The following is a 24658-nucleotide window of genomic DNA, read 5'->3' as shown; positions in this document are numbered from 1 at the left end:
AAGCCTCATCCTGGTCGTGAGTGACATAGATTGTGGTCAGACCTATTGAGTTCCTTGAGATACGCCCAGGTCTTGTCCCATCCGTTGATCGGGTCCTTGGGATCGCTGTCGCCGAGGATGAAGGGCAGCCCCATCAAGAACGCGCGGCCGGCGCCGGAGTTGGCGGGACGCGCATAGATCAGCTTGTTGGGATTGGCCTTGCACCAGGCGAGCAGCTCCGCGGCAGTCTTGGGGACATCGGCAACCCGGTCGGGCATGTATTCGATGAACGGGCCCTGCTGCGAATAGGCGATGACGACGCCCTGCATGTCGGCAAGAGACTGAAGGGTCACAGCGCCTGGATTGAGGATTTCGTTGGGGTCGCCGAACACGTCGGTATAGGGAGCGAGATCCTCCCACAGACCGAGCTGCATGCCAGCAGCCAGTCCATCGGCACCGGTCAGGACGATATCAATGTCCATGCGGTTGGCGTTCTGCATCGCCTGGATCTTGCCAGCGAGTTCAGGGGCTGGCGCCTTGGTGAAGGTGAAGCGCGATACCTTGTCGGGATTTGCGGCAAGGTAGTTGTCGAACACCGGCTGCGTGAGCGCCAGATTCCCCGAGATGTCGATGACGTTGATCTGCACGCCGTCCGCCATGACGACCGACGGCACCGCGACAGCTGTAGAAATTGCCACTCCCACCATCAGCATACGGATTGTATAAGCCCGCGTTTTTTGACTGCGCGAGGTAGTTTCGCGTGACTGCTTGGCCATTCCACCCTCCCTAGTATTCAGTGCGGCGAAATCTATGTGCAAAATCCGGCAGCGGCCATAGGACGTCGCGAAAGCTCCCCTTTGCATTCTTACAATGTGAGAAAGTCACTTGCCGGGCCATGGCGGGAGGGCTGTCGCACCACCAACCGGAGTGTATTGTTGATGGGCACTCGAGGATGACAGATGCTGTTGCAGCAGAAGGCAGCCTCAACAGGTGAGAATTGGTGAACTGCGCGCATCGGGGCAGCAGACGCCGAGTTATCGGAGGTTTAGAGGTGACAAAGGTGGATCAGCCCGTGGCGACGAGTGTGCTCGACAGGCTGAAGGCTTGCAGCACGGCAACGCTCACGACGCAGTTGTTCAAGCGCAATTTTCGCCAGCAGTTCCTGGTCGGCCTCACGCCGCTCAATCCGGATGCAGCATCATTTGCCGGCGAGGCATTCACGCTGCGGTTCATTCCCTCGCGCGAAGATCGCGACTGGGACCTAGGCGACCTGCACAAGCGTGGTGAGGACAATGTGCAATGGGAAGCGGTCGAGGCGATCGGAGCCGGCCAGGTGCTGGTCATTGATAGCCGCAATGACGTGCGCGCCGCCTCTGCGGGGAACATGCTGATGACGCGGATGCTGCGCAAGGGCGTAGCCGGCGCCGTCACCGATGGCGCCTTTCGCGATGGCACCGAAATTTCCCAGATGGCGTTTCCGGCGTTCTGCGCCGGACGGACCGCCTCCACCCGCCCCGCATTTCATCGCGCGGCCGACATGCAATTACCGATCGGCTGCGCCGGTGTGGCGGTCTATCCGGGCGATATCGTCGTCGGCGACCCCGATGGGGTTGTGGTAGTTCCACGGCAAATCGCCGAAGAAGTCGCCCACGATAGTTATGAGCAAGAACTGCGCGAAAGATACTTGTTCACAAAGATCGACGCCGGCGCGCCCTTATGGGGCACCTATCCGCCGAACGAGGAAACACTGCGCGAATATGCCGAATGGCGCGCACGTCCGGTGACGACATGAGCGCAGGCGCAACTACGCCGGCGGCTCGGGCCGAGGCCCTGATTCGGCGTTATTTCGAGGCCTGTAACGCTGCTGACCGGGCGGGGTTGATCGATTGCTTCACCCCTGACGCGGTGCACTATTTCCCGCCAGGCCTGCCCAGTGCGCCCTGGCGCAGCGCCGAAGCCATCGCCGATGGCTGGGTGTGGTGCGTCAAGACACTCGGCTCACGCTGGACCATCGAGAAGGTGCTGGCCGGGGCCGATGGCCATGAGGCGGTGATCGAGTGGACGCACTGGAAGACCAGCGTCAATGAAGTGCTGCGCGGCGATGAATGGTACATCTTCAACGACGACATCACGCGCATTATCGAGATACGGGCCTATTACGCGTCCCCGGTCAACAAGGCCGACCGCGTCAACAGCCTTCACGGTTTCGACTATGCGGGGCGCGGCTATCACCTCGACCCGCCCACCCCCGATCTCGATTGAGGCCGCAATGCAGTTCACCATCATAGCACGCGACGATACCGCCGAAGGTACGCTGGAGCGGCGCCAGGCCAACCGCAACCTGCACCTCGAACGCATTCACGCGCTGAAAGCCGAGGGGGTGATTATTGATGGCGGGGCCATGCTTGATGAGAGCGGCAAGATGATCGGCTCCATCGTGCTCTGCGATGTGCCGGATCGCGCCGCGCTCGACGCGCTGATCGCCAGCGAGATTTACTACCAGCAGGGCGTATGGAAGGATCTCGACATCCTTCCCTTCCGGCGCGTGGCGTGGCGCTCCGCCTGAGCCGCGCCCACAGCGTCGCGTAGCGTGAGGTAGTAGCATGGTGGCAATTCCCCCGCCGGGGTCGTCCGGAGTCCCTGACGACAATTGGAGCCCCGATCCCCAGGGAAAGCCAGCGCTTGCTGGCACGGCGGTGCTGCAGAAGGCGTTTGACCTGCTCGATCATATCGGAGAAGCGCCGGGCCAGCTCGATTCGGCTGACCTGGCGTATCGCACCGGCATGCCCCGGGCCACGCTCTACCGGATCCTTGCGGCGCTGCAGGCGCGCGGCCTCGTGCGCACCGACCCGGGCCGGCAGACCTACTCCCCCGGTTTTCACCTGATTGAACTGGCGCAGAACGTCTGGTCGTCCAGTGACCTCGTATCGGTCGCCGCCAGCGAATTACGCCGGCTGCGCGATATGACTGGGGAAACGTCCTATCTGGCGGTGATGCACGAGGGCACGATGCGGTCGCTAGGGCGGTTCGACGGCGCCCATTCACGCCGCTCGGCGGCGGCGCTTGGCGTGACCAAGCCGGTGCATTGTACCTCGCAGGGCAAGGCGATGCTGTCCCATCTCAGCCTCGCCCAGGTCACCGCCCTGCTCACCCCGCCGCTGCAGCGCTTCACCGACAAGACCATCACCGACGTCCCCCAATTGCTGGCGCAACTCGATATTGCCCGGGCGCGAGGCTTCGCCATCGATGACGAGGAAATCCTTGAGGGCACGCGCTGTGCCGGCGCGGCAATCCTGAATGCCATGGGCCAGCCGATCGGGGCGATCAGCGTCGCCGGACCAACGTTCCGCGTCACCCAGCGCCGCGCCGAACAACTGGGGCACGAACTGGCGGCGGCCACGCAGCGCATCTCCCAGGAGTTGAACCGTACTGGCGCGGTGACGACCAGTGTCATTTCGTCTGCGACGACCATTTCGACGGCGCAAGCGTTCCTCGGCGCCTCGGCGTTGTGGCACGCGCGAACTGCGGCGATGGTCTGGATCGACCAGCTTGGGCCGGCCGTGCACTGGCATGACGCCACCCCGACGTCGATCACGCTGGACACACTCGACCGTCGCATCGACGGCGCCTTCCTTACCGCCGACGGGGTCGTGCTGCTGACCCGAGGCGTAGCGATACTGGTCAATCGCGATGGCACCCAGCGGCGACTGCATCTTGGCGCAGAATTCCAGGCCAGTGCCGTGCGAACAGACCCGCGGGGGCGCGTCTGGGTGGCCGAATTCAATACCGAGCGCAACGTCTCGGTCATCGGGCTGTTGACGCCGACCGGCCCGTCGGAGCCGCTTTGGGAGCTCAGCGGCGAAGTCACCAGCCTTGCGATCAGCAGCGACGGCGCGGCGTTTTATGCCGCGGTGCCGGGCCGCAACACCATCTATGTGATGAACGAAGCCGATGGGCGCAAACGCGTGTTCAGTCGCCTGCCGGAGGCCACGGGCGCGCCGATGGGGCTGGCGCTTGATGCCGAAGACCGCCTTTGGGTCGGCGCCTATGAAGGCTGGAGCGTGGTGCGGCTTGATGCCGACGGCGAATTCGAACGGGTGGTGCCACTGCCGGTGCCGACACCGACGAGCCTGGCATTTGGAGGACCCGACCTTTCCACGCTCTACATCACCAGCGCGCGATCGGGCCTCTCCACCGAGACGCTGCACAACGCCCCGCAATCGGGCCGTTTGCTGGCGCTGCAGTCATCGGTGGCAGGCGTCGCCGAACCGATGGCCGCATTCCGCTTCCCCGCCTGAGGCAGCCCAGCGGATTTTCAGTAACGGATCATCAGACCATGACCACACAGCATGAGAGAATTCTCGTCACAGGCGCTGGCGGCCTTGTCGGCAGCGGCATCCGGCCCTACCTCGCCGAGCAGTTCGCCGAAGTCGTGCTGCTCGACCGCACGGCGCCCACGGCGGTTGCACGCAATGAGCGAATTGTGGTTGGCGAATTGAGCGACCGCGCTTTGTTGGCCGAAGCAATGGTTGGCGTTACCGGGGTGGTCCACCTCGCCTGCGTTCACGGCTTCACCATCAACTTCGAGGACACGATCGACAGCAATTATCGCGGCCTCGTGCGATTGCTGGAGGCGTTCGTCGCCGCAGGCGGCAGCCACTTCGTCTATGCAAGCAGCCATCACGGCTGGGGCTATTATCCCCGGGACGAGCTGGTGCGGGAGAGCGACCCGCCCCGCCCCGACAGCTGGTATGCTGTCAGCAAGATTTTTGGCGAGGCGGCTGTGGCGCATCTCGCGGATGCCAATGGCTTCAGCGCTCTATCGCTGCGCATCGGCAATTGCAGCCCGGCCGTGACGGATGAGCGCTGCACGCATATGTGGACCAGTTTTCGCGATGTCGCCGACCTCGCAGCACGGGGGCTGCAGCGGCCCGCGCTCGGCCATCGCGCGGTGTTTGCGACAGCGGATTGCACCGATCCGTTTTTTGACAACAGCGGCCTCGCCGATCTCGGCTTTGCCACACAGGATCGTCCGGAAGACAATCTGGCCCTGCCGTCGATCGCGACCGAGCCGAAGGCAGATGGCCTCTTTGGCCTCTCGGTTGGAGGCAACTATGCCACTTCCAACCTCAAAACCGACATCGCGACATGGCAGCGCATCAATCAAACCGCCAGGGGGGGGCCTTAGGCGCCGAACTAGCCAAGCGCCGCGAGGACAGGCCCGACGTGCGTATCGTGTCTACAACCATGCCTTTTCGGGGAAACCGCGCTTGGTATCGTTTCACGACGAATTGGAGAGATTCAACGAGCGGCGAGGCTCGTGCTAGTCCAGGCCTGCAATCTTACCGTACCGCAGACGGCAAACTTGCCGAGACTTGGATCGTATTCCAGCCAATGAGGTTGGCCTGCGTCGGTTCCTTCCGGCAACCGATGTCGGCGTCAGACTTACGTCCAACGCCAAGGCTATTATTTCAATGATTTCAAGGAAGAAGGATGGTGGGCGTGACAGGGATTGAACCTGTGACCCCTACGATGTCAACGTAGTGCTCTCCCGCTGAGCTACACGCCCATCCTTTTCAACGCGACCGGCGGGACCGGCGGCGTGAGCGAGGGTATACAGGGTGATTTCCGAAGCTTCAAGCCTCGCTTTTTCAACCCTGTTGAAAACTCCCTCAGGCAGCCAGCAAGCGCTCCACCTCGTTGACGAGATCGCGCAGGTGGAAGGGCTTGGAAAGCACCTTCGCATCCTTGGGCGCGTTCGAATCCGGATTGAGGGCGACGGCCGCGAAGCCGGTGATGAACATCACCTTCAAATCCGGGTCGAGTTCGGTGGCCCGGCGCGCCAGCTCGATGCCATCCATCTCCGGCATGACGATATCCGTCAGCAGCAGCGTGAAAGGCTCTTCGCGGATGCGTTCATAAGCGCTGCGGCCATTGTCGAAGGAAACGACATCATAGCCGGCATTCTGCAGCGCCTTGGCCAGAAAGCGGCGCATGTCATTATCGTCTTCGGCAAGCAGGATGCGGTTCATCAGGGAATCCATGGCTGGACGGTCGATTTCGTTCGCAGAGCGCTGACAATGCGCACTCTGGGCGATTTGGTTATCGAATTACGGCTGAACGAAGTAAAGATCGGGTGAATGGAGCGAAAGTTCCCTGCCCGAACCGCGCCGGACGACGTAACATGGCCCTCTTGGAAGAACCCGAGCCAGCGGCCGAAACTGCAAGGAGAGCGATCATCGACGCCGCGCCGGACTTCATGAATGCGCTCCCCTTCGAGGTGATGGCCCCGGCCGAGCAGCGCATTCCCTTCGTGTTCAATTCGCCCCATAGCGGTCGCGTCTATCCGACCGCCTTTCTGGAAGCCTCGAAGCTCGACGAGAAGACGATCCGCCGCTCGGAGGACACCTTCGTCGATTCGCTGTTCGCCTGTGTGGTGCCGCTCGGCGCACCCTTGATGCGGGCGCATTTCCCCCGCGCCTGGCTGGATGTGAATCGCGAGCCCTATGAACTGGACCCGCGCATGTTCGACGGCGATTTGCCGTCCTATGCCAATGTGCGTTCGCTGCGCGTCGCCGGCGGGCTCGGCACGATTGCGCGCGTCGTTTCGGAAAATGTCGAGATCTATGCCGAGCCGATCCCGGTCGCGCTGGCGCTCCACCGGATCGAGACGATCTACAAGCCCTATCACGAGTTGCTGCGCCAGACTTTGGCGACGACCCATGAGCGATTCGGCTATTGCGTGCTGATCGACTGCCACTCAATGCCGTCGTCGGTGCGCACCCTGCCCGGCCGGGCGCGGGCCGATATCGTATTGGGCGACCGCTACGGCACCAGTTGCGCGCCGGCGATCTCTGAAGCGGCCTATGCGATCCTCAGCGATGCCGGATACGCCGTCTCCCGCAACAAGCCCTATGCCGGCGGCTTCATCACCGAGCATTACGGCAGGCCCGGTCGCGGGCTGCACGCGCTGCAGATCGAGATCAATCGCGGGCTCTACATGAACGAACGGACGCTACAGCCCAATGCCGGCTATGACCGGCTCGCCGCCGATCTCGCCCGCTTCGCGGCGGCGCTGTCGAGCCTGCCGGACGCCACACTCTATCCGCTGGCCGAGGCGGCGGAATAGCGCAGCGTCGGAGCGAAACCACAGGCAAAAAAAAGGCCGCTCGCGAACGAGACGGCCTAAGTCTAGGGAGGAAACGCCCAAGAAGGGCAGCGGTAGGTCGACGCCAATCGAGCTACCGCATTGCAATAAACTGCGCTTGCACTGCAAAAAGATCAAGAGCTTTGGAGTGGCGGCCGGCCTCAACCACCCTCCTCCTACGCAACGCCCCGCGCAGGCGACAAAGAATGGCCGAGACCTGAAGAAATAGACATTTAAAATCAGCGTGTTAGATATCCGCCCTCGACCACGAAGCTGCTATGCAAAACGCGCACGGCACGCATGCAAAAGCCTTTGGAGCCCTTAGGATGACCGATCCAGCCCTGATTGCCTTCCTCGATCGGCTCGCCGATTCTGCCGGAAAAGCGATCATGCCGCATTTTCGAGCACTCGATTCCGTCGAGAATAAAGCGGCTACCGGCTTCGATCCCGTCACCGTCGCCGACCGCGCTTCGGAGCAGGCGCTGCGCGCGCTGATCAACGAGCACTATCCCGCGCATGGCATCATGGGCGAGGAGTTCGGCGACGAAAATCTCGACGCCGACAATGTCTGGGTGCTCGATCCGATCGACGGCACGCGCGCCTTCATCTCCGGCCTGCCTGTCTGGGGCACGCTGATCGGCCTGACCACGGGCGGCAAGCCGTCGCTCGGCATGATGGCGCAACCCTTTACCCGCGAGCGCTTTGCCGGCGACGGCAAGACGGCCTGGTACAAGGGCCCTGAGGGCGAGCGCGCGCTGAAGACGCGTGGCTGCGAAAAGCTTTCGGACGCCGTGATGTTCACGACGACGCCGGCCCTGTTCAAGGGATCCGACCGCGAGGCCTATGACCGCGTCGAGAGCCAGGTTCGCCTCGTCCGCTATGGCTGCGATTGCTATGCCTATTGCATGGTGGCGGCGGGCTTCGTCGATGCCGTCGTCGAGGTCGGCCTGCACCCCTATGACATCGTGGCGCTGATCCCGGTCATCGAGGGCGCCGGCGGCCGCGTCACCAGCTGGGACGGCGGCTCGGCCGCGTCCGGCGGTCGGGTAGTCGCAAGCGGCGACGCCCGCCTGCATGACCAGATCCTGGAGACGCTCAACCGCGGCGGCTGACGCGGAAGATCCTTTCACCTCTCCCTTCACGGGAGAGGTCGACGGCCGCAGGCCGACGGGTGAGGGTTTACAGCCTCACCCGGATAGTTCCCTGAACCCTCACCCGTCGCTTTGCTCCGACCTCTCCCTTAGGGAGAGGTGAAGAAAGCGAACGGCAGGCGTGAGCCGTTCGCTCCCGTCCTAGAAGAGCTCTTGCCTGCCGTCAGATCGACTGCAGCAGGCCGCCATCGACGGCGATGGCCTGGCCGGTGATGTAGCTGGCGCGCTCGGACGCAAGGAAGGCTGCGAGCGCGGCGAATTCATGCGGCTCGCCGATTCGTCCTGCCGGGATCTTGGAGCCCATGGACTCGCTGGTGACGCCCACTTCCTTCATCCGGTCGGTGTTGGTGTAGCCCGGCAGCAGCGCGTTGACGGTGACGCCTGAAGCAGCGACGTCGCGGCTGATCGCGTTGACCAGGCCCAGCAGGCCGGCGCGCAGACCATTCGAGACGACGAGACCCGGCTGCGGTTCGCGGGCGGCGACCGACGTGACCGCGAGAATGCGGCCAAAGCCCTTTTCCTTCATCGCCGGCAGCGCTGCGCCAACGCTCTCGACAAAGCTCATCCAGAGATTGTCGAAACCGGTCCGCCAGGCATCATCGCTGATCGCCTCGAAATTGCCCGGAGCCGGGCCGCCGGTATTGGTGACGAGGATGTCGGGGCCGCGCCCAAGCAGTTCCGCCGCCTGAAGCACCAGCGCGCGGCTGGCACCGGGCTTTGAGACGTCGCCGGCCAGTCCCAACACGCCAAGCTCGGCCGCCACGCGCTCGACGCGAGCGCCGTCGCGGGCGACGATGACGACCTTGGCTCCTTCCGCCGCCAGCTCGGCCGCGATGGCTCGGCCGAGGCCGCGCGAGCCGCCGAAGATGAGGGCGGTCTTGTCGCTAAGTTTCAGATCCATGTCTGTACGTCCTGACGTTCGAAGAACTCTGGAAGCTGGCGCGTCTGCGCTTCAGCTAGAGGGAACGGGCCCTGTCGTGCTGGCGACGCGCCGACAGATAGTGCTCGATAGCGCGGGCGAGCCGGCGTACGCCTTCGGCGATCACCTCGGGCGAGCTGCGGGTAAAATTGACCCGCATGGCGAAACGGTCCTCGCCGGTAAAATCGAAGACGCTGCTCGGCACATAGGCGACCTTCTCCTCGACGGCGAATTTGTAGAGCGCGTCCGTATCGATCGCGCGCCCTTTCGAACGCATCCAGACGAACATGCCGCCGACAGGCACGTCCCACTCGAACCATTCGGACAGAAGCAGATTGGCTTCCCGCAACAGCGCGTCGCGGCGCTCGCGATAGACCGGGACGGTGACGTTCGTGTGCTGATGGTCGAAATCGCGCTCCATCAGCTCGAGCGCAATCGCCTGCGTCAGCAGGCTCCCGCTCAAATCGCTCGCCATCTTCGTGCGCGCAAGGTTCTGGATCATCCCGGCTTCGGCGATCACCCAGCCGACCCGCAGGCCCGGAACCAGGCTTTTCGAGACGGTGCCGAGATAGAGGACGGGGCCGTCATACGGACCCTTGCCGGTCGAGCGAGCGACAGCATGGCTCAAAATGCTGGGGCCGGGCGAACCGTCGAGTTGCATGGACAGATAGGGATCGTCCTCGACCAGCCAGGTGCCGGCCTCGACCACCTTGTCGAGCAAGGCGATCCGCCGTGCCTGCGAAACCAGCACACCGGTCGGATTGGAATAATTCGGCACCGAATAGACGAATTTCGCCCGCGCCAACGCGGCGTCGAAATCGGGGTCCGTCAAATCCCAATCGAGCGGCAGATAGCTTGGTGAACGTGGGCGCCAGGCGTCGAGGGCGCCCAGATAGGTCGGCGATTGCGCCACGATCAGTTCGCCCGGATCGATCAGCACTTTGCCGATCAGATCCAGCGCCTGCATCGAGCCGGTGGTCAGAAGCACGTTCGCCGCCATGAAGACGCCGCCCGTCTCGGCCGAGGTGCGCGCCGCGATCAGCTGCCGCAAGGCCAGCAGGCCCTCGACCGGGCCATATTCCATGATCGCCGGGCCGTGCCGGGCAATCGCCGCGTGCGCTGCCTCCTGCACGTCGGTCACCGGATAGAGCTCGGTCGCCGGCAACCCGCCAGCCAGGCTCACGACATCCGCTCGTCCGCCAAAGGCCAGGAATTGCTGCGTGATGTCGTTGCTCGACCTGAGCCATGCGGCCGGTTCAGGTCGGGACTTCCTAGCCTTGGCGCTCGCCATCATAGGGTCCTCGAAGGAGCGAAAAATCGGCGGGCGGAGCGGCGGAGAATTCCCTCACAGCCTCGGGTCGGGATCTTCCGTATTGCCGCTGCTTTCCTGCACGATCATCCGCGCGGTCGAGGAAGCATAGCGGAACTGGCAGGCCTCGACATAATCGGGATCGTTGCGCCAGGCATCGACATGCGCCTTGCTCGGAAATTCGAGGATCACCATGCGGTCGGTGAAGGGCGCGCCTTCGGCGGTAAACACTTCGTCGCCACGCGTCAGAAACCGGCCGCCATGCCGCTTGACGATCGGCGGCGTGCGGTCGGTGTATTTCTTGTAGGTCGCGGGATCGTGGATCGCCATCGTCACAATCACATAGGCCGGCATTGTCGTCTCCCTTGTTTTCTAGACAATAGCGCTCGAATGGCGAGCGAATCCGTGCAATTTTTCGGCATGGCGATCATAATTGCGCGATAGTTCGCTACCGATAATCGCTCTTTGAGTGAAAAACGCCAATGATTGAACTCGACCCGATAGACCGCAAGATCCTGGCCGCGTTGCAGGCCGACGGCCGCATGTCGAACCTCGAAGTCGCCGAACTGGTTGGCCTGTCGCCAACGCCCTGCAGCCGGCGGATCAAGCGGCTGGAGGAGAGCGGCGTCATCCAGGGCTATGCGGCGCGGATCAATCCGCTGGCGCTCGGCCTTTCGATCTGCGTCGTCGTCAGCGTTCGCCTCGCCAAGCAGACCCCGGACGCCGCCAGCCAATTCCTAAGCGCGATCGAGGACCGTCCGGAGATCACCGAATGCCTGCTCGTCACCGGCAGCGTCGACTATCTGCTCCGGGTCTGGGTCAAGGATATCGAGGCGCTCCGGCAGTTCATCTCGGAAGCCTTGCAGGCCATTCCCTGCGTTGCCGAAACCTCGACCATGGTCATTCTCGACACGACGAAGTCGAACGGCCTGTCAACTGTCGACACGGCCCGCACGGGACCGCGCTAGGCGTCGACGCTATTCGGCGCTGCCGGGAATGAACGCGTCGAAAGCTGCCCAGAACAGGCCGCGCATCGGGTCACGCTCCATAAGGATCTCGTGGCGGGCGCCGGGAATGACGATCTGCGATCCAATCCGCATCTCGCGGGTGAACCGCTCGATGGCAAGCGGCGACACCACCTTGTCCTCGCCCGCCGCGATCATCAGCGTCGGGATGCGGATGCTGGCGGCGAAGGCGGGATTGGACGCCTCGTTCATCGCGCGACAGGCGGCATGCAGCCAGGAAATGGTCGGCGGCCCGATGGTCAGATCCGGCCGCGCTTTCGAGACGGCCACGCTGCGCTCAAAACGGCGGAGATCGCTGGTCAGGGGATTGCCCTTGAAGCCGCGCTCCTCGACCTGCGCAATCCGCGAGCCAGGCGGAAACGCATCGCCGAGGCCGAGCAGCGAAAACGCGCCGGCGGTAAAATTGATCACGCCGCGCGACGGCGCGAAGCCGCCGAAATCGAGCAGCGGCGACACCAGCACCATGCGGGAAAAGGTCTGGCGCGAGCGACGGGCGACGCGCAGGCAGACCAGCCCGCCGGTCGAGTGCGCAAGCGCGAAAAAGGGCGGCGGGCAATCGGGCAGCGCCACCTGCTGCATGAAGGCTTCAAGATCGCGCTCGAATTCGGAAAAGTCGTCGACATGACCCTTGCGGGGATTGTCGAGGCGACGGTCGGAGCCGCCCTGCCCGCGCCAGTCGAAGCTTGCAACCGCGAAGCCGCGCCCGAGCAGTTCGCCGATGACCTCGTAGTATTTCTCGATCGATTCGGCGCGGCCATGGATGACGCAGACTGTCCCCTTGCGTGGCCCGGCTGGCCGCCAGACGGCCGCGCGCAGCTTCACCCCGTCGGCGGTCGTGACGGTCTGCTCGACGGCGCCCTCGGGGACGGGGTTGTCAGGAAAGGATTGAAAGCTCATCCGCTGCGTCGTTCCGCTCTGAAGCGCCTGGCCCGATTGGAGCCCTCATGCGTCTTAGCCGAGCCGTTCCCGACCGACAAGCAAGGCGCGGAATCACGCGGCTCTCCGGAAACAAAAAACCGGCGACATCCGAAGATGTCGCCGGCTGACGGGCCGACCTCGCGCGGGGGGCGGATCGAGATCGACCGACTACTGAGTAGCGGGGACTGCTTGGAAAGCGGGGTTACCAGCGACGCCAGTCATTGCCCCAGCCGCCATGCCAGCCGCGATCGCCACGCCAATCATTCTCGACCACGCGGCGACGCAGGATCTCGCCGGACCAGGAATCGACCACAAGGATCACGTCCCGGCCGCGCGGACCGATGGCGCGGACGATATAGGCGTCACCGCGACGGTTGATGATGTCGACGCGGGAGTAACCCTGGCGGCCGAGCACCCGGTAAATCTGACGGGGACCGAGTTCGCGGCGCGGCGGGGGACGACGGTCATAGTTGCGATCATCCCGATAGCCGCGATCGTCATTGTAGCCACCGCGACCGCCTTCGAAGCGATAGTCCTGAGCCTGCGCCGCAAGCGGCAGGATCAGCGCGCCAATCAAGGCGGAGGTGGCGAGAATGCCCTTGATCATGATGTCTCTCCTGCGGATGGCCGGACGATCGTTTTCATCGCCGGCATTGATGGTGAAGCTATCCGCGGCCGCCTGAACACCATCCGAATTGGTCGTTCATATGGCGTTCAGCCAGGCGGGGACCATCCCCTTGAACCCGGCCGAAGATGTCCCCACATCCCCGTTGCGGATGCCGAAATCGGGTCCGCGCCTGAGACATGCGGCCCCGGCCATGAATGGCGGAGCCGGCGTGAACTTCGAACCCGTCGCTCCAAGGAGGACACCCTATGCGTAGTTTTGATCTGAGCCCGCTCTATCGTTCCACCGTCGGCTTTGACCGGCTTTTCTCCCTTCTCGACCAGGCCTCCGGCGTCGAAGCCGGCGTGCCGGGATACCCGCCCTACAATATCGAACGCACCGGTGAGAACGACTACCGCATCACCATGGCGGTAGCCGGATTCAGCGACAGCGAACTGTCGATCGAGTCGCGTGAAAACACGCTGACCGTGAAGGGCGAGAAGAAGACCGAGGAAGGCCGGGACGCAGAAGTCCTGTATCGCGGCATCGCCGCCCGCTCGTTCGAGCGTCGCTTCCAGCTTGCCGACCACGTGGAAGTGAAGGGCGCCAGCCTCGAAAACGGCCTCCTGCATGTCGATCTCGTCCGCGAGATCCCCGAGGCGATGAAGCCGCGCACGATCGCGATCGCCAGCGGCAAGAACGCCAGCCAGCAGATCGAGGCCAAGGCAGCCTGAAAAGGCCACCACCAAGCCTGAATCGATTCGTCGATACCGGCGTCCCACGCAAGTGGGGCGCCTATTTTTTAGGCTCTGTTTGCCGAAACTATTTGCACAAACTGGTCCACATCGCTGGCCTGGGTGCGGAAACTGGTGACCAGCCGCACAAGAATGGAGCCCTTGTCCAAAGGTGCGGCAATCAGTCCACCCGACGGCCATTCATAATAGGCGGCTCCCGCCTCCCTCAGCGCCACATCTGCCGCTTTTGAGATCACCGCGAACACTTCATTGCCAGCCGGCGCAAAGGCGACAGATGCGCCCGACACCGCCTCGATGCCGACCGCCAGCCGCCGCGCCATGCCGTTGGCGTGGGCCGCCAGTTCCAGCCAATGATCATTCGCCAGATACGCCTCGAACTGGGCCGAGACGAAGCGGCTCTTCGAGAACAGGTGCCCTGCCCGCTTGCGGTGGAACTCGAAGCCGCGGCTCTTTTCGGGATCGAAGAACAGCACGGCTTCGGCCGCGAAACAGCCATTCTTCGAGCCACCGAAGGAGAGCACGTCGACACCGGCGCGCCAGCTGGTCTCGGCCGGAGAAACGCCGAGCCCGGCCACGGCATTGCCGAATCGCGCGCCGTCCATATGCAGCGGCAGGCCGGCGCCATGGGCGATTTCAGCAAGCGCGGCGATTTCCGCCGGCGTGTAGGCAGTGCCCACTTCCGTCAGCTGGCTGATCGAAACCGCCGCCGGCTGGCCGTGATGAATGGCGGATGCGGGATAAAGCGCGATCGCGGCGGCAAGATCGGCGGGCCGCAGCTTGCCCTCGGCACCTTCAATACGGTGCAGGCGTGCGCCGCCACTGAAGAATTCCGGTGCCCCGCCCTCGTCGACGGCGATATGCGCGTCGTGATGACAGAAGACGACGCCGCCGGGTTTTCCGAATTGCGCCAGGGCCAGCGCGTTCGCCGCCGTTCCGGTCGCCACGAAGAACGCGGCCACCTCGTGCTCGAAAACCCGGGCGAAATCGGCCTCGACCGACGCCGTCAACGGATCGTTTCCATAAGCCGGGGCATGGCCGCCGGCGGCTTCGACGAGCGCGGCCGCCACCCGGTCGGACGCCCCCATCCAGTTATCGCTTGCAAAGATCATGGCGCCATATCGCGGTGGCGGGGCGCCGGGCGCAAGCCCCTACGCGATCCGCGATGACGATCCCCCGCAATCAGAATATTTTTCGAATCTGCCGCCAGGAAGCCCCGTCGCGCGGATCTCGCCGGAAAAGAAGCAAACCGCCGTGTGGCGCGGCCGCCCGCCTGACGCAGCGCTCCGGATCGATTTCGTAATTTTCTTGCGCCGAAACGGCGGTTTCGTAACCGAAAGTTTGTTGGCCACGCTAGTTTCGAAACAAACATAATGCGTGATCACAGGAGTGCTTGCCGAATTAGAAGAGTTCTGCCATTTTGGCGATCGTAATTAGGACAGTCTTGCTGTCCCATTTTGACGGCAACGAAACGGCGCTTTTGCGAATTGCAAAAGTGGACAAGCAAGTTCGGAATGATCCTTGCTTGCGATAGGATGCAGTCATGCGGGCTGGGGTCTTGTGCCTGAGGGCGCAGGGCGGCGGTTTGGACGCGATGCGTCTTACAGTGAATACGGCGATGCGCCGGTTGGTCATCCAGACGTTCGAAAGAACGGACGGGAGAGCGGCCGGTTTCAACGTCGAATGATGAACCATAGAGGATGAGAGGGCACTCAGATGCCGAAGGTCTTAAGCGAAGCGGAAATGCAGATGGCAGCAGCGGCGACGGCCCGCGCCGCCAAACGCACCGCCGCACGCCACGAGGCCGGCGGCACAGGCGTCCAGGGTTTCGCCACTGAGGGTCTCTACAACCCGCGCAATGAGCACGATGCCTGCGGCGTCGGCTTCATCGCCAACCTGAAGAACGAGAAGTCGCACCGCATCGTCCAGAGCGGCCTGCAGATCGTTCGTAACCTCGAGCATCGCGGAGCGGTTGGCGCCGATCCGCTGATGGGCGACGGCGCGGGCATGCTCGTGCAGATCCCGCATCGCTTCTTCTCCGAAGAGGCGACGCGGCTCGGCTTCGCGCTGAGCGAGCCCGGCACCTATGCCGTCGGCTTCCTCTTCCTGCCGCAGGACGCGGAAGTCCGCGCCGGCATGGAGAAGATCGTCGAGGAAGTCGTCGCGTCCGAAGGCCAGGTCCTGCTCGGCTGGCGCGACGTGCCGGTCGACAATTCCTCCCTGTCCAAGGCGCCCGAGATCGCGGCGACCGAGCCAAGCCATCGCCAGGTCTTCATCGGCCGCGGCAAGGACCTCGAGAGCGTCGACGCCTTCGAGCGGCGGCTGTTCATCATCCGCAAGGTGATCTCCAACCGCATCTATGCGGCCTATTCCGGCCTGAACAACGACTTCTATGTCGTGTCGCTGTCGGCGCGGACCATCGTCTACAAGGGCATGTTCCTGGCGGAGCAGCTCGGCGCATATTATTGCGACTTCCACGACGAGCGTTTCGAGAGCGCGATCGCGCTCGTGCATCAGCGCTTCTCGACCAACACCTTCCCGTCCTGGCGCCTGGCGCATCCCTACCGCATGGTCGCGCATAACGGCGAGATCAACACGGTGCGCGGCAACGTCAACTGGATGGCGGCGCGGCAGGCCTCGGTCGATTCGGAGCTCTACGGCAACGACATCTCGAAGCTGTGGCCGATCTCCTATGAGGGGCAGTCGGACACCGCCTGCTTCGACAACGCGCTCGAATTCCTGGTCCAGGGCGGCTACTCGCTGCCCCACGCAGCCATGATGCTGATCCCCGAAGCCTGGGCGGGCAACCCGCTCATGGACGAGCAGCGGCGCGCTTTCTACGAATATCATGCTGCCCTGATGGAGCCGTGGGATGGCCCGGCCGCCGTTGCCTTCACCGATGGCGTGCGCATCGGCGCCACCCTCGACCGTAACGGCCTGCGCCCGGCGCGCTACCTCGTGACCGAGGATGGCGACGTGCTGCTCTCGTCCGAGTCCGGCGTTCTGCCGATCCCGGAAGAGAAGATCATCACCAAGTGGCGGCTTCAGCCCGGCCGCATGCTGCTGATCGACCTTGAGCAGGGCCGCATCGTCTCCGACGAGGAGATCAAGACCGAACTCGCGACCAAGCTCCCCTACCAGGAGTGGCTGGCGCGCACCCAGATCGTGCTGGAAGACCTGCCGCCGGTGCCGCCGCGCGCGCCGCGCACCGACGTGACGCTGCTCGATCGCCAGCAGGCCTTTGGCTACACGAACGAAGACCTGAAGCTGCTGATGGCGCCGATGGCCACGACCGGCCAGGAAGCTGTCGGCTCGATGGGCACGGATACGCCGATCTCGGTGCTCTCCAACAAGTCGAAGCTGCTCTACACCTACTTCAAGCAGAACTTCGCCCAGGTGACGAACCCGCCGATCGATCCGATCCGCGAAGAGCTCGTCATGAGCCTCGTCTCGTTCATCGGACCGCGGCCGAACCTGTTCGACCTGCAGGGCGCCGGCCGCCGCAAGCGGCTGGAAGTCCGGCAGCCGATCCTGGAGAACCCGGATCTCGAGAAGATCCGCGCCATCGGCGAACTGGACGACAACCCGTTCCAGTCGAAGACGCTCGACGTCACCTATGCGATCGCACAGGGCGCCGAAGGCATGGCCGACGCGCTGGAGCGGCTCTGCGAGCGCGCCGAGGCGGCGGTGCATGGCGGTTACAACATCATCATCCTGTCGGACCGCATGGTCGGACCGGACCGGATCCCGATCCCGGCGCTGCTGGCCACGGCCGGCGTGCACCATCATCTGATCCGCAAGGGTCTGCGCACCTCGGTCGGTCTCGTCATCGAGACGGGCGAAGCGCGTGAAGTGCATCATTTCTGCGTGCTGGCCGGCTTCGGCGCCGAGGCGATCAACCCCTATCTCGCCTTCGAGACGCTGACCGACATGAAGAAGGACTTCCCCGAGGAGGTCGACGACGAAGAGATCGTGCATCGCTACGTCAAGTCGATCGACAAGGGCATCCTGAAGGTCATGTCCAAGATGGGCATCTCGACCTACCAGTCCTATTGCGGCGCGCAGATCTTCGATGCGATCGGCCTCGCTTCGGAATTCGTCGACCGCTACTTCTTCGGCACCGCCACGACCATCGAGGGCGTCGGCCTGAAGGAAATCGCGGAAGAGACCGTGCGCCGTCACGCTGCCGCCTTCGGCGATGGCGCGGTTCTGCGCAACACGCTCGATATCGGCGGCGAGTACAACTACCGCATCCGCGGCGAGAAGCATGCCTGGACGCCCGACTCGGTGGCGAACCTGCAGCATGCCGTCCGCGTCGGCTCGTGGGATCGCTACGAAGACTACGCCAAGGCGATGAACGAGCAGGCGAAGACGCTTCTGACGCTCCGCGGCCTGTTCGAGATCAAGATGGCGGAAGACGTCGGCGCATCGCCGGTGCCGCTCGACGAGGTCGAGCCGGCAGCCGACATCGTCAAGCGCTTCGCCACCGGCGCCATGTCGTTCGGCTCGATCTCGCGTGAGGCGCACACGACGCTCGCCATCGCCATGAACCGGATCGGCGGCAAGTCGAACACAGGCGAAGGCGGCGAGGAAGCCGAGCGCTTCGTGCCCATGGCCAATGGCGACTCGATGCGGTCGTCGATCAAGCAGATCGCCTCGGGACGCTTCGGCGTGACGACGGAATATCTCGTCAACTCCGACGTGATGCAGATCAAGGTCGCGCAGGGCGCCAAGCCCGGCGAAGGCGGTCAGTTGCCCGGCCACAAGGTCGACGCGACCATCGCCAAGGTCCGGCATTCGACGCCGGGCGTCGGCCTGATCTCGCCGCCGCCGCACCATGACATCTATTCGATCGAGGATCTGGCCCAGCTGATCTTCGATCTGAAGAACGTCAACCCGACGGCGGACGTGTCGGTCAAGCTCGTCTCGGAAGTCGGTGTCGGCACGGTCGCCGCCGGCGTTGCCAAGGCGCGCGCCGATCACATCACCATCTCCGGCTTCGAAGGCGGCACCGGCGCTTCGCCGTTGACCTCGCTCAAGCATGCCGGCAGCCCGTGGGAAATCGGCCTGGCCGAGACCCAGCAGACGCTGGTCCTGAACGGCCTGCGCTCGCGCATCGCCCTGCAGGTCGATGGCGGCTTCCGCACCGGTCGCGACGTCATCATCGGCGCGCTGCTCGGCGCGGACGAGTTCGCCTTCTCGACGGCGCCGCTGATCGCCGCCGGCTGCATCATGATGCGCAAGTGCCATCTGAACACCTGCCCGGTTGGCGTCGCCACCCAGGACCCTGTTCTGCGCAAGCGCTTCAAGGGCACGCCGGAAGACGTCATCAACTTCTTCTTCTTCGTCGCCGAGGAAGTGCGCCAGTTGATGGCCGCGATGGGCGTTCGCCACCTCGAACAGCTGATCGGCCAGTCCGATCGTCTCGACAAGGTCGCCGCGGTCAACCATTGGAAGGCAGAAGGTCTCGACTTCACCAAGCTGTTCCACAAGGTCGAAGCCGGCCCGGAAGAGATCCGTCACACCCAGCGCCAGCATCACCCGATCGAGCACATTCTTGACCGCAAGCTGATCGCCGAAGCGCAGGCAGCGCTCACGACCGGCACGCCGGTCAAGATCGAGGCCGCGATCCGCAACACCGACCGTTCGGCCGGCGCCATGCTCTCGGGCGAAGTCGCCAAGCGCTACGGCAATGACGGACTGCCGGACGACACCATCGCGATCACGCTGCGCGGCACGGCCGGGCAGAGCTTCGCCGCTTTCCTGGCACGCGGTGTCTCGATCGACCTGATCGGCGAAGGCAACGACTATGTCGGCAAGGGTCTTTCCGGCGGACGCATCGTCGTGCGCCCGGCCGAAACCAGCCGCATCGTGCCGGAAGAGTCGATCATCGTCGGCAACACCGTTCTCTACGGTGCGACCGAGGGCGAGGCCTATTTCCGCGGCGTCGCCGGCGAGCGCTTCTCCGTCCGTAACTCGGGCGCGATCGCCGTCGTCGAAGGCTGTGGCGATCATGGCTGCGAATACATGACCGGCGGCATCGTCGTCGTCATCGGCCAGACCGGGCGCAACTTCGCGGCCGGCATGTCCGGCGGCATCGCCTATGTACTCGACGAAGACGAAACCTTCGCCCAGCGCTGCAACCTGTCGATGGTCGAGATCCAGCCTGTCCAGGAAGAGGACGACCTGCTTGAAAAGCTGCACCACCATGGCGGCGACATCGAGCACAAGGGCCGGATCGACATCACGTCGAACATGAATCGCTTCGATGACGAGCGCCTGCACCGGCTGATCTCGCAGCATCTCCATTATACCGGCTCGGCCCGGGCCAAGGAGATCCTGGAGAACTGGGAAAGCTATCGTCCAAAATTCCGCAAGGTCATGCCGGTCGAGTACCGTCGCGCACTGATCGAGATGGAACGCGCACGCTACGGCGTGGCGGCCGAGTAAGGGGAACAGAGATGGGTAAGGTAACGGGCTTCCTCGAAATCGACCGCCAGGACCAGAAGTATCAGCCGGCTGCGGACCGCATCCGGCACTTCCGGGAATTCACCCTGCCGCTGAACGACCAGGACGTCGTTCGGCAGGCGGCGCGCTGCATGGATTGCGGCGTTCCCTTCTGCCATGGCGACACCGGCTGTCCGGTTCACAACCAGATCCCGGACTGGAACGACCTCGTCTATTCGAACGATTGGCAGGAAGCCTCGCGCAACCTGCACTCGACCAACAACTTCCCGGAGTTCACCGGCCGCGTCTGCCCCGCCCCTTGCGAGGAAGCCTGCACGCTGAACCTCGAGAACGCGCCGGTCGCGATCAAGTCGGTCGAGCAGTCGATCGCCGACAAGGCGTGGGACCAGGGCTGGATCAAGCCGGAAATCCCGACGGTCAAGACCGGCCGCAAGATCGCCGTCGTCGGCTCCGGCCCCGCCGGCATGGCGGCTGCCCAGCAGCTCGCCCGCGCCGGCCATGACGTGCATGTCTACGAGCGCGAAGCGAAGGCCGGCGGCCTGCTGCGCTATGGCATCCCGGACTTCAAGATGGAGAAGCACTTCATCGATCGGCGCGTCGCGCAGATCGAGGCCGAAGGCGCGACGTTCCACTACGGCATGAATATCGGCGTCAACAAGCCGATGGCCGAACTGGTCGCCGACCATGACGCCGTCCTGCTGACGGGCGGCTCCGAAGCACCGCGCGATCCAAAACTGCCGGGAGCGGAACTGGAGGGCGTGCACTACGCCATGCCGTTCCTCGTCCAGCAGAACCGTCGCGTCGGCCGCGAGGAGATCCATGACGAGCCGATCATCGCTACCGGCAAGCGCGTCGTCGTCATCGGCGGCGGCGATACGGCGTCCGACTGCGTCGGCACCTCGTTCCGCCAGGGCGCGCTGAACGTCACCCAGCTCGACATCCGCCCGATGCCGCCGGTTCGCGAAGACAAGCTGACGGTCTGGCCCTATTGGCCGACCAAGTTCCGCACCTCGTCCTCGCAGGCCGAAGGCGCCGAGCGCGAGTTCGCCTGCGCGACGCTCGGCGTTGTCGGCAAGAACGGCAAGGTCACGGGCGTCCAGTGCGCCCGCGTCGATGAAAAGCGCCGGCCGATCGAAGGCACGGAATTCATCATCCGCGCCGATCTCGTCTTCATGGCGATCGGCTTTGCCCATCCGGTATTCGAGGGCATGCTGAGCGAACTTGGCGCCGACCTCGACAAGCGCGGCAATCTTTCCGCCGATACGAAGAGCTACCGGACCTCGGTCGACAAGGTGTTCGCCGCCGGCGACATGCGTCGCGGCCAGTCACTGGTCGTCTGGGCGATCCGGGAAGGCCGTCAGGCCGCCCATTCGATCGACAAGCACCTGATGGGCTCGACCGACCTCGCCTGGTAAGGCCGGATCGCACTCATATCAGCACTTGAAAAGGCCCCTCTCGCGCGCGGTGGGGGCCTTTTTTTGTGCTGAGGTGGCGACCTTCGCAAAGCGCGACCGGCAGCTAAGGGGATTCCACGCGACGCGTGGATGCCAACGGATCAGCTCCCTCGACCATCATCCTGAGGCGCCCGGCAAAGCCGGGCCTCGAAGGAGGGTCCAGATGTCGCCGGACATCCGGAGTGCGTCCGCATACTGGAGCATCCCGCTGGAGCCTCCTTCGAGGCTTCGCTGGCGCGAAGCACCTCAGGATGATGGCGGAGCAGGTCGAACTACCTGGAGGCCCTGAGGGCTCCCCTACTCCACGGTGCCAGCGCGGCTCGGCATGGCGGCGGTGGGCGCCGGCAGGATGACGATGCCGTCGACAATGCTGTGCGAATTGTCGGCGCTGTCGTCCTCGTCACGCGGCGGCTTCCAGGCGAAGTCATCGACCCGGCCGGGCTGTGCCGCCGGGGCTTGGCCCTTGACCGTCAGCTTGTACTGGGTGCTGTCGGCCGCCGGGGCCGGACCGGCCGTGCCGGCGGCGCCTGCGAGCTTGGCGTCGGCCGCACCCGGCTCGACATCGGTCAGCGACAGCACCGGGCCAACCTGGCGCTCCTTGCCGTCCGGCCCGATTTCCATGGTCGCGTTCGGATTGGTCGGCGCCAGCGAACTCATCGGCAAGCCCATTCCGCTATCCTGGCGGATGTCGCGCTCGACGAAGAAGGCGAGCTTGCGCTTGCCGGCGCGGGAGAAGTTGATTCCGTCATTCATGCGCAAGGTCCGCGTCTGGCCCTCGACATCGGGACCGCGCGAGATGAACTTGCCGTTCTCGTCGGCGAAGCCATCCCACACATCGATGAAATGAGCCCCGACCGCCTCCGCACGCTGCTTGAACAGCGTGTTCAACTGCGCCATGTCGACCGACGCATCCGACGAGCGCAGCGGCGGCGCGCCAACCCAGTACACCGGCTTGCCATAGGTCCGCAGGGCGAGCAGGAAGCGCTCGACACGCTGCTGATAAGCCTTCTTCCATTCGTCCGAACCGGGCTCGAAACGGCCGTCCGGCGTCTTGATCTGCTGGCGGTCATTCGCGCCGATCAGCACCACGATCATGTCGGGCTTCTCGGCCTCGAGCACCTCGGAGATCTTGGCGGACCAGTTGAAATAGTCGTCGCGCACAAAGCCGGAGGATCCGTCGGCGCGATCGATGACGGTGAGGCGCGGCTCCTCGGCAAAGGCTTGGTCGAGGCCCCAGGCAAGGCCGGCGGCGACAAAATCGCCAACCACCAGCACCTTGCGGGCGTCAGGATTCTTCGGCTGGATGGCGAGCGTCGGATAGATTGGCTCGCTCGGCGTAGCCGGGCGCTTCTTGCGCACTGCCGGCGCCTGGCCGTCGGTTTGCTGCTGCCGTCGCGCCGAGGGCGGACGCTGCCGACCGACGTCGCGCGGCGGCAGGCGCATGTCTTCCGGTGGTGGCCGCTCGATGCCGAACAGGCGATCGAGGAAGCCGCCCGGCCCCCCGCTGCGGAATTGCGCAGCCGCCGGTTCCACCGCGCCGACAAGCGCGACGGAAACCAGGAAGACAGCGACGCATGCACGAAAGAAGCGAACCAACATGACCCTACCTGGCGGGAAGCCTGCGAGCCCAGCAGGCTTCCCTTGAGGAAAGCACCTTACCTGCCGGACCGCAGTCGCTGCAACAGTCCCGTCGAGACATAGCCGTCCGGGACCTGGCCCTGCGAGACCTGGAAGTCGCGAACCGCCTGGCGGGTGCCGGCGCCGATCTTGCCGTCGACGGCGCCGGAATAGAAGCCGCGCCGTCCGAGAAGCGTCTGCACCTCGGCCCGCTCATCCGCCCCCAGCGGCCGTACGTCGCGCGGCCAATCCGAGACGAACGCCTTGCCGCCGCGCAGCCGGTCCGACAGATGGCCGACGGCGAGCGCATAGGCATTGGCGTTGTTGTAGCGCTTGATGACCTTGAAGTTGGGCAGAAGCAGGAAGGCCGGGCCGTCCGCGCCAGCCGGCGCGTAGAGCGTCGCCTTGTCGTTGGAGGCCGGGAACGCCCGGTTGGCGACGCGGTGGACGCCGAGCTTGCGCCACTGATCGAGCGTCAGCGCCTTGCCGGAATCGGCGTGACGCCAGTCGAACCGGTTCGGCACCTGCACCTCGTAGCCCCAGGTCTGGCCATGGCGCCAGCCCATCTTGGCGAGGTAGTTGGCCGTCGAGGCGAGCGCATCGACTTCCGATGTCCAGACGTTGCGCTTGCCGTCGCCATCAAAATCGACGGCATAGGCCTGGTAGGTGGTCGGGATGAACTGGGTGTGGCCCATGGCGCCGGCCCAGGAGCCGACCATGTGGCGCGCATCGACATCGCCACGCTCGATGATCTTCAGCGCCGCGATCAGCTGCTGGCGACCGTATTTCGCCCGCGAGCCGCCCTGATAGGCAAGCGTCGCCAGCGAGCGGATGGTGTTCTTGACGATCTTCGGATTGCTCAGGACCTGGCCGTAGGACGATTCCATGCCCCAGATCGCCACGACGACGCTGCGGTCGACGCCAAACGCACGCTCGATCTGCTCAAGCTGCCGGCCATACTGGCGCAACGCCTCGCTACCGTTTTCCAGCCGCTTTTCCGAAATGGCGCCGTCGAGATATTCCCACAGCGGCTTGACGAATTCGGCCTGATTTTTCGCCTTCGCAAGCACGTCGGGATCGGGGGTGAAATTGCCGAGCGCGCTGTTGTAGACGCTGCGCGAGATACCGGCCTTCTGAGCGGTGGGCCAGAAGCTCGCCACCCAACGCGCGCCTGCCGCATCCGCCATGGCGGGCAACAATCCTGCCAGCAGTAACAGGATCAGCAGCGCTGCGCGGGTTCCGGCAGCCGCGAAGGGCCGTACGACGGAAACGGGCGGGCTCAAGAATACCATCTCTCGGAAGTCTCCTCAGTTCT

The 24658-nt window shown here is 64.2% G+C and carries 21 protein-coding genes and 1 tRNA gene; 11 read left to right on the top strand and 11 right to left on the bottom strand.

Annotated features, from left to right (window positions below):
• Positions 1 to 5: 5 nt before the first annotated feature.
• Positions 6 to 677: an extracellular solute-binding protein gene (locus OSH12_RS17360; RefSeq protein WP_323180679.1), complete on the bottom strand. Its 672-nt coding sequence runs from the start codon at positions 675 to 677 to the stop codon at positions 6 to 8.
• Between the two features lie 302 nt (positions 678 to 979).
• Here OSH12_RS17360 and OSH12_RS17355 point away from each other — a divergent pair, with 302 nt between their 5' ends.
• From OSH12_RS17355 to OSH12_RS17335, 5 genes are read left to right on the top strand one after another with little or no spacing between them, the layout of a single operon-like run.
• A complete protein-coding gene (locus OSH12_RS17355; RefSeq protein WP_266344855.1) occupies positions 980 to 1771 on the top strand; it encodes an RraA family protein in 792 nt (263 codons plus the stop codon).
• On the top strand, positions 1744 to 2241 hold the full coding sequence (locus OSH12_RS17350; RefSeq protein WP_266344854.1) for a nuclear transport factor 2 family protein: 498 nt from the start codon (positions 1744 to 1746) through the stop codon (positions 2239 to 2241). The genes OSH12_RS17355 and OSH12_RS17350 overlap by 28 nt, the downstream gene beginning before the upstream one ends.
• A 7-nt stretch (positions 2242 to 2248) precedes the next feature.
• Positions 2249 to 2545 carry a YciI family protein gene (locus tag OSH12_RS17345; protein ID WP_266344853.1) on the top strand — a complete coding sequence of 99 codons (297 nt, stop codon included), beginning with the start codon at positions 2249 to 2251 and terminating at the stop codon, positions 2543 to 2545.
• A gap of 37 nt (positions 2546 to 2582) precedes the next feature.
• Entirely contained in the window at positions 2583 to 4277 is a 1695-nt protein-coding gene (locus tag OSH12_RS17340; RefSeq protein ID WP_266344852.1) for an IclR family transcriptional regulator domain-containing protein, read from the top strand.
• Between the two features lie 38 nt (positions 4278 to 4315).
• Entirely contained in the window at positions 4316 to 5167 is an 852-nt protein-coding gene (locus OSH12_RS17335) for an NAD-dependent epimerase/dehydratase family protein (protein WP_266344851.1), read from the top strand.
• A 306-nt stretch (positions 5168 to 5473) separates the two neighbouring features.
• Here the strand turns inward: OSH12_RS17335 and OSH12_RS17330 are convergent.
• Positions 5474 to 5548: transfer RNA gene (locus tag OSH12_RS17330), tRNA-Val, on the bottom strand.
• Positions 5549 to 5651: 103 nt separating this feature from the next.
• On the bottom strand, positions 5652 to 6014 hold the full coding sequence (cpdR, locus tag OSH12_RS17325) for a cell cycle two-component system response regulator CpdR (RefSeq protein ID WP_244670002.1): 363 nt from the start codon (positions 6012 to 6014) through the stop codon (positions 5652 to 5654).
• A 224-nt stretch (positions 6015 to 6238) separates the two neighbouring features.
• Here cpdR and OSH12_RS17320 point away from each other — a divergent pair, with 224 nt between their 5' ends.
• On the top strand, positions 6239 to 7108 hold the full coding sequence (locus OSH12_RS17320; RefSeq protein ID WP_266345043.1) for an N-formylglutamate amidohydrolase: 870 nt from the start codon (positions 6239 to 6241) through the stop codon (positions 7106 to 7108).
• Between the two features lie 344 nt (positions 7109 to 7452).
• Positions 7453 to 8238, top strand: coding sequence for a histidinol-phosphatase (gene hisN, locus OSH12_RS17315; RefSeq protein WP_266344850.1), 786 nt, complete (start codon positions 7453 to 7455; stop codon positions 8236 to 8238).
• 202 nt (positions 8239 to 8440) lie between these two features.
• On the opposite strand, the gene OSH12_RS17310 is transcribed toward hisN, so the two are convergent.
• From OSH12_RS17310 to OSH12_RS17300, 3 genes are all read right to left on the bottom strand, one after another.
• Entirely contained in the window at positions 8441 to 9178 is a 738-nt protein-coding gene (locus OSH12_RS17310; RefSeq protein WP_266344849.1) for an SDR family oxidoreductase, read from the bottom strand.
• 55 nt (positions 9179 to 9233) lie between these two features.
• A complete protein-coding gene (locus tag OSH12_RS17305) occupies positions 9234 to 10379 on the bottom strand; it encodes an aminotransferase-like domain-containing protein (protein ID WP_266344848.1) in 1146 nt (381 codons plus the stop codon).
• 162 nt (positions 10380 to 10541) lie between these two features.
• Positions 10542 to 10859: a DUF1330 domain-containing protein gene (locus OSH12_RS17300; RefSeq protein WP_266344847.1), complete on the bottom strand. Its 318-nt coding sequence runs from the start codon at positions 10857 to 10859 to the stop codon at positions 10542 to 10544.
• Between the two features lie 128 nt (positions 10860 to 10987).
• Between OSH12_RS17300 and OSH12_RS17295 the strand changes: the two genes are divergently transcribed.
• On the top strand, positions 10988 to 11473 hold the full coding sequence (locus OSH12_RS17295; protein ID WP_266344846.1) for an Lrp/AsnC family transcriptional regulator: 486 nt from the start codon (positions 10988 to 10990) through the stop codon (positions 11471 to 11473).
• A gap of 9 nt (positions 11474 to 11482) precedes the next feature.
• Here OSH12_RS17295 and OSH12_RS17290 read toward each other — a convergent pair whose 3' ends face one another.
• Together OSH12_RS17290 and OSH12_RS17285 are read right to left on the bottom strand one after the other, a co-directional pair.
• Entirely contained in the window at positions 11483 to 12427 is a 945-nt protein-coding gene (locus OSH12_RS17290) for an alpha/beta fold hydrolase (RefSeq protein ID WP_266344845.1), read from the bottom strand.
• Between the two features lie 223 nt (positions 12428 to 12650).
• Positions 12651 to 13055 (bottom strand): hypothetical protein, encoded by a 405-nt coding sequence (locus OSH12_RS17285; protein WP_266344844.1) that lies wholly within the window; start codon positions 13053 to 13055, stop codon positions 12651 to 12653.
• Positions 13056 to 13321: 266 nt separating this feature from the next.
• Between OSH12_RS17285 and OSH12_RS17280 the strand changes: the two genes are divergently transcribed.
• Positions 13322 to 13786: an Hsp20 family protein gene (locus tag OSH12_RS17280; protein ID WP_266344843.1), complete on the top strand. Its 465-nt coding sequence runs from the start codon at positions 13322 to 13324 to the stop codon at positions 13784 to 13786.
• Positions 13787 to 13854: 68 nt separating this feature from the next.
• Here the strand turns inward: OSH12_RS17280 and OSH12_RS17275 are convergent, their stop codons facing one another.
• Positions 13855 to 14916, bottom strand: a complete 1062-nt coding sequence (locus OSH12_RS17275) for a threonine aldolase family protein (RefSeq protein ID WP_266344842.1) — start codon at positions 14914 to 14916, stop codon at positions 13855 to 13857.
• Between the two features lie 604 nt (positions 14917 to 15520).
• Between OSH12_RS17275 and gltB the strand changes: the two genes are divergently transcribed.
• A complete protein-coding gene (gene gltB, locus OSH12_RS17270; RefSeq protein ID WP_266344841.1) occupies positions 15521 to 20254 on the top strand; it encodes a glutamate synthase large subunit in 4734 nt (1577 codons plus the stop codon).
• Positions 20255 to 20265: 11 nt separating this feature from the next.
• Entirely contained in the window at positions 20266 to 21687 is a 1422-nt protein-coding gene (locus OSH12_RS17265) for a glutamate synthase subunit beta (RefSeq protein ID WP_266344840.1), read from the top strand.
• A gap of 336 nt (positions 21688 to 22023) precedes the next feature.
• On the opposite strand, the gene OSH12_RS17260 is transcribed toward OSH12_RS17265, so the two are convergent.
• Entirely contained in the window at positions 22024 to 23325 is a 1302-nt protein-coding gene (locus tag OSH12_RS17260; protein ID WP_266344839.1) for an SGNH/GDSL hydrolase family protein, read from the bottom strand.
• 56 nt (positions 23326 to 23381) lie between these two features.
• Entirely contained in the window at positions 23382 to 24635 is a 1254-nt protein-coding gene (locus OSH12_RS17255) for a lytic murein transglycosylase (protein ID WP_266344838.1), read from the bottom strand.
• Positions 24636 to 24658 lie beyond the last annotated feature (23 nt).

This window comes from Kaistia terrae (assembly GCF_026344005.1).
Taxonomy (GTDB): Bacteria; Pseudomonadota; Alphaproteobacteria; order Rhizobiales; family Kaistiaceae; genus Kaistia; species Kaistia terrae.
Note: the sequence above shows the minus strand (reverse complement) of the source record. Positions and strands in the feature narration are given on the sequence as shown.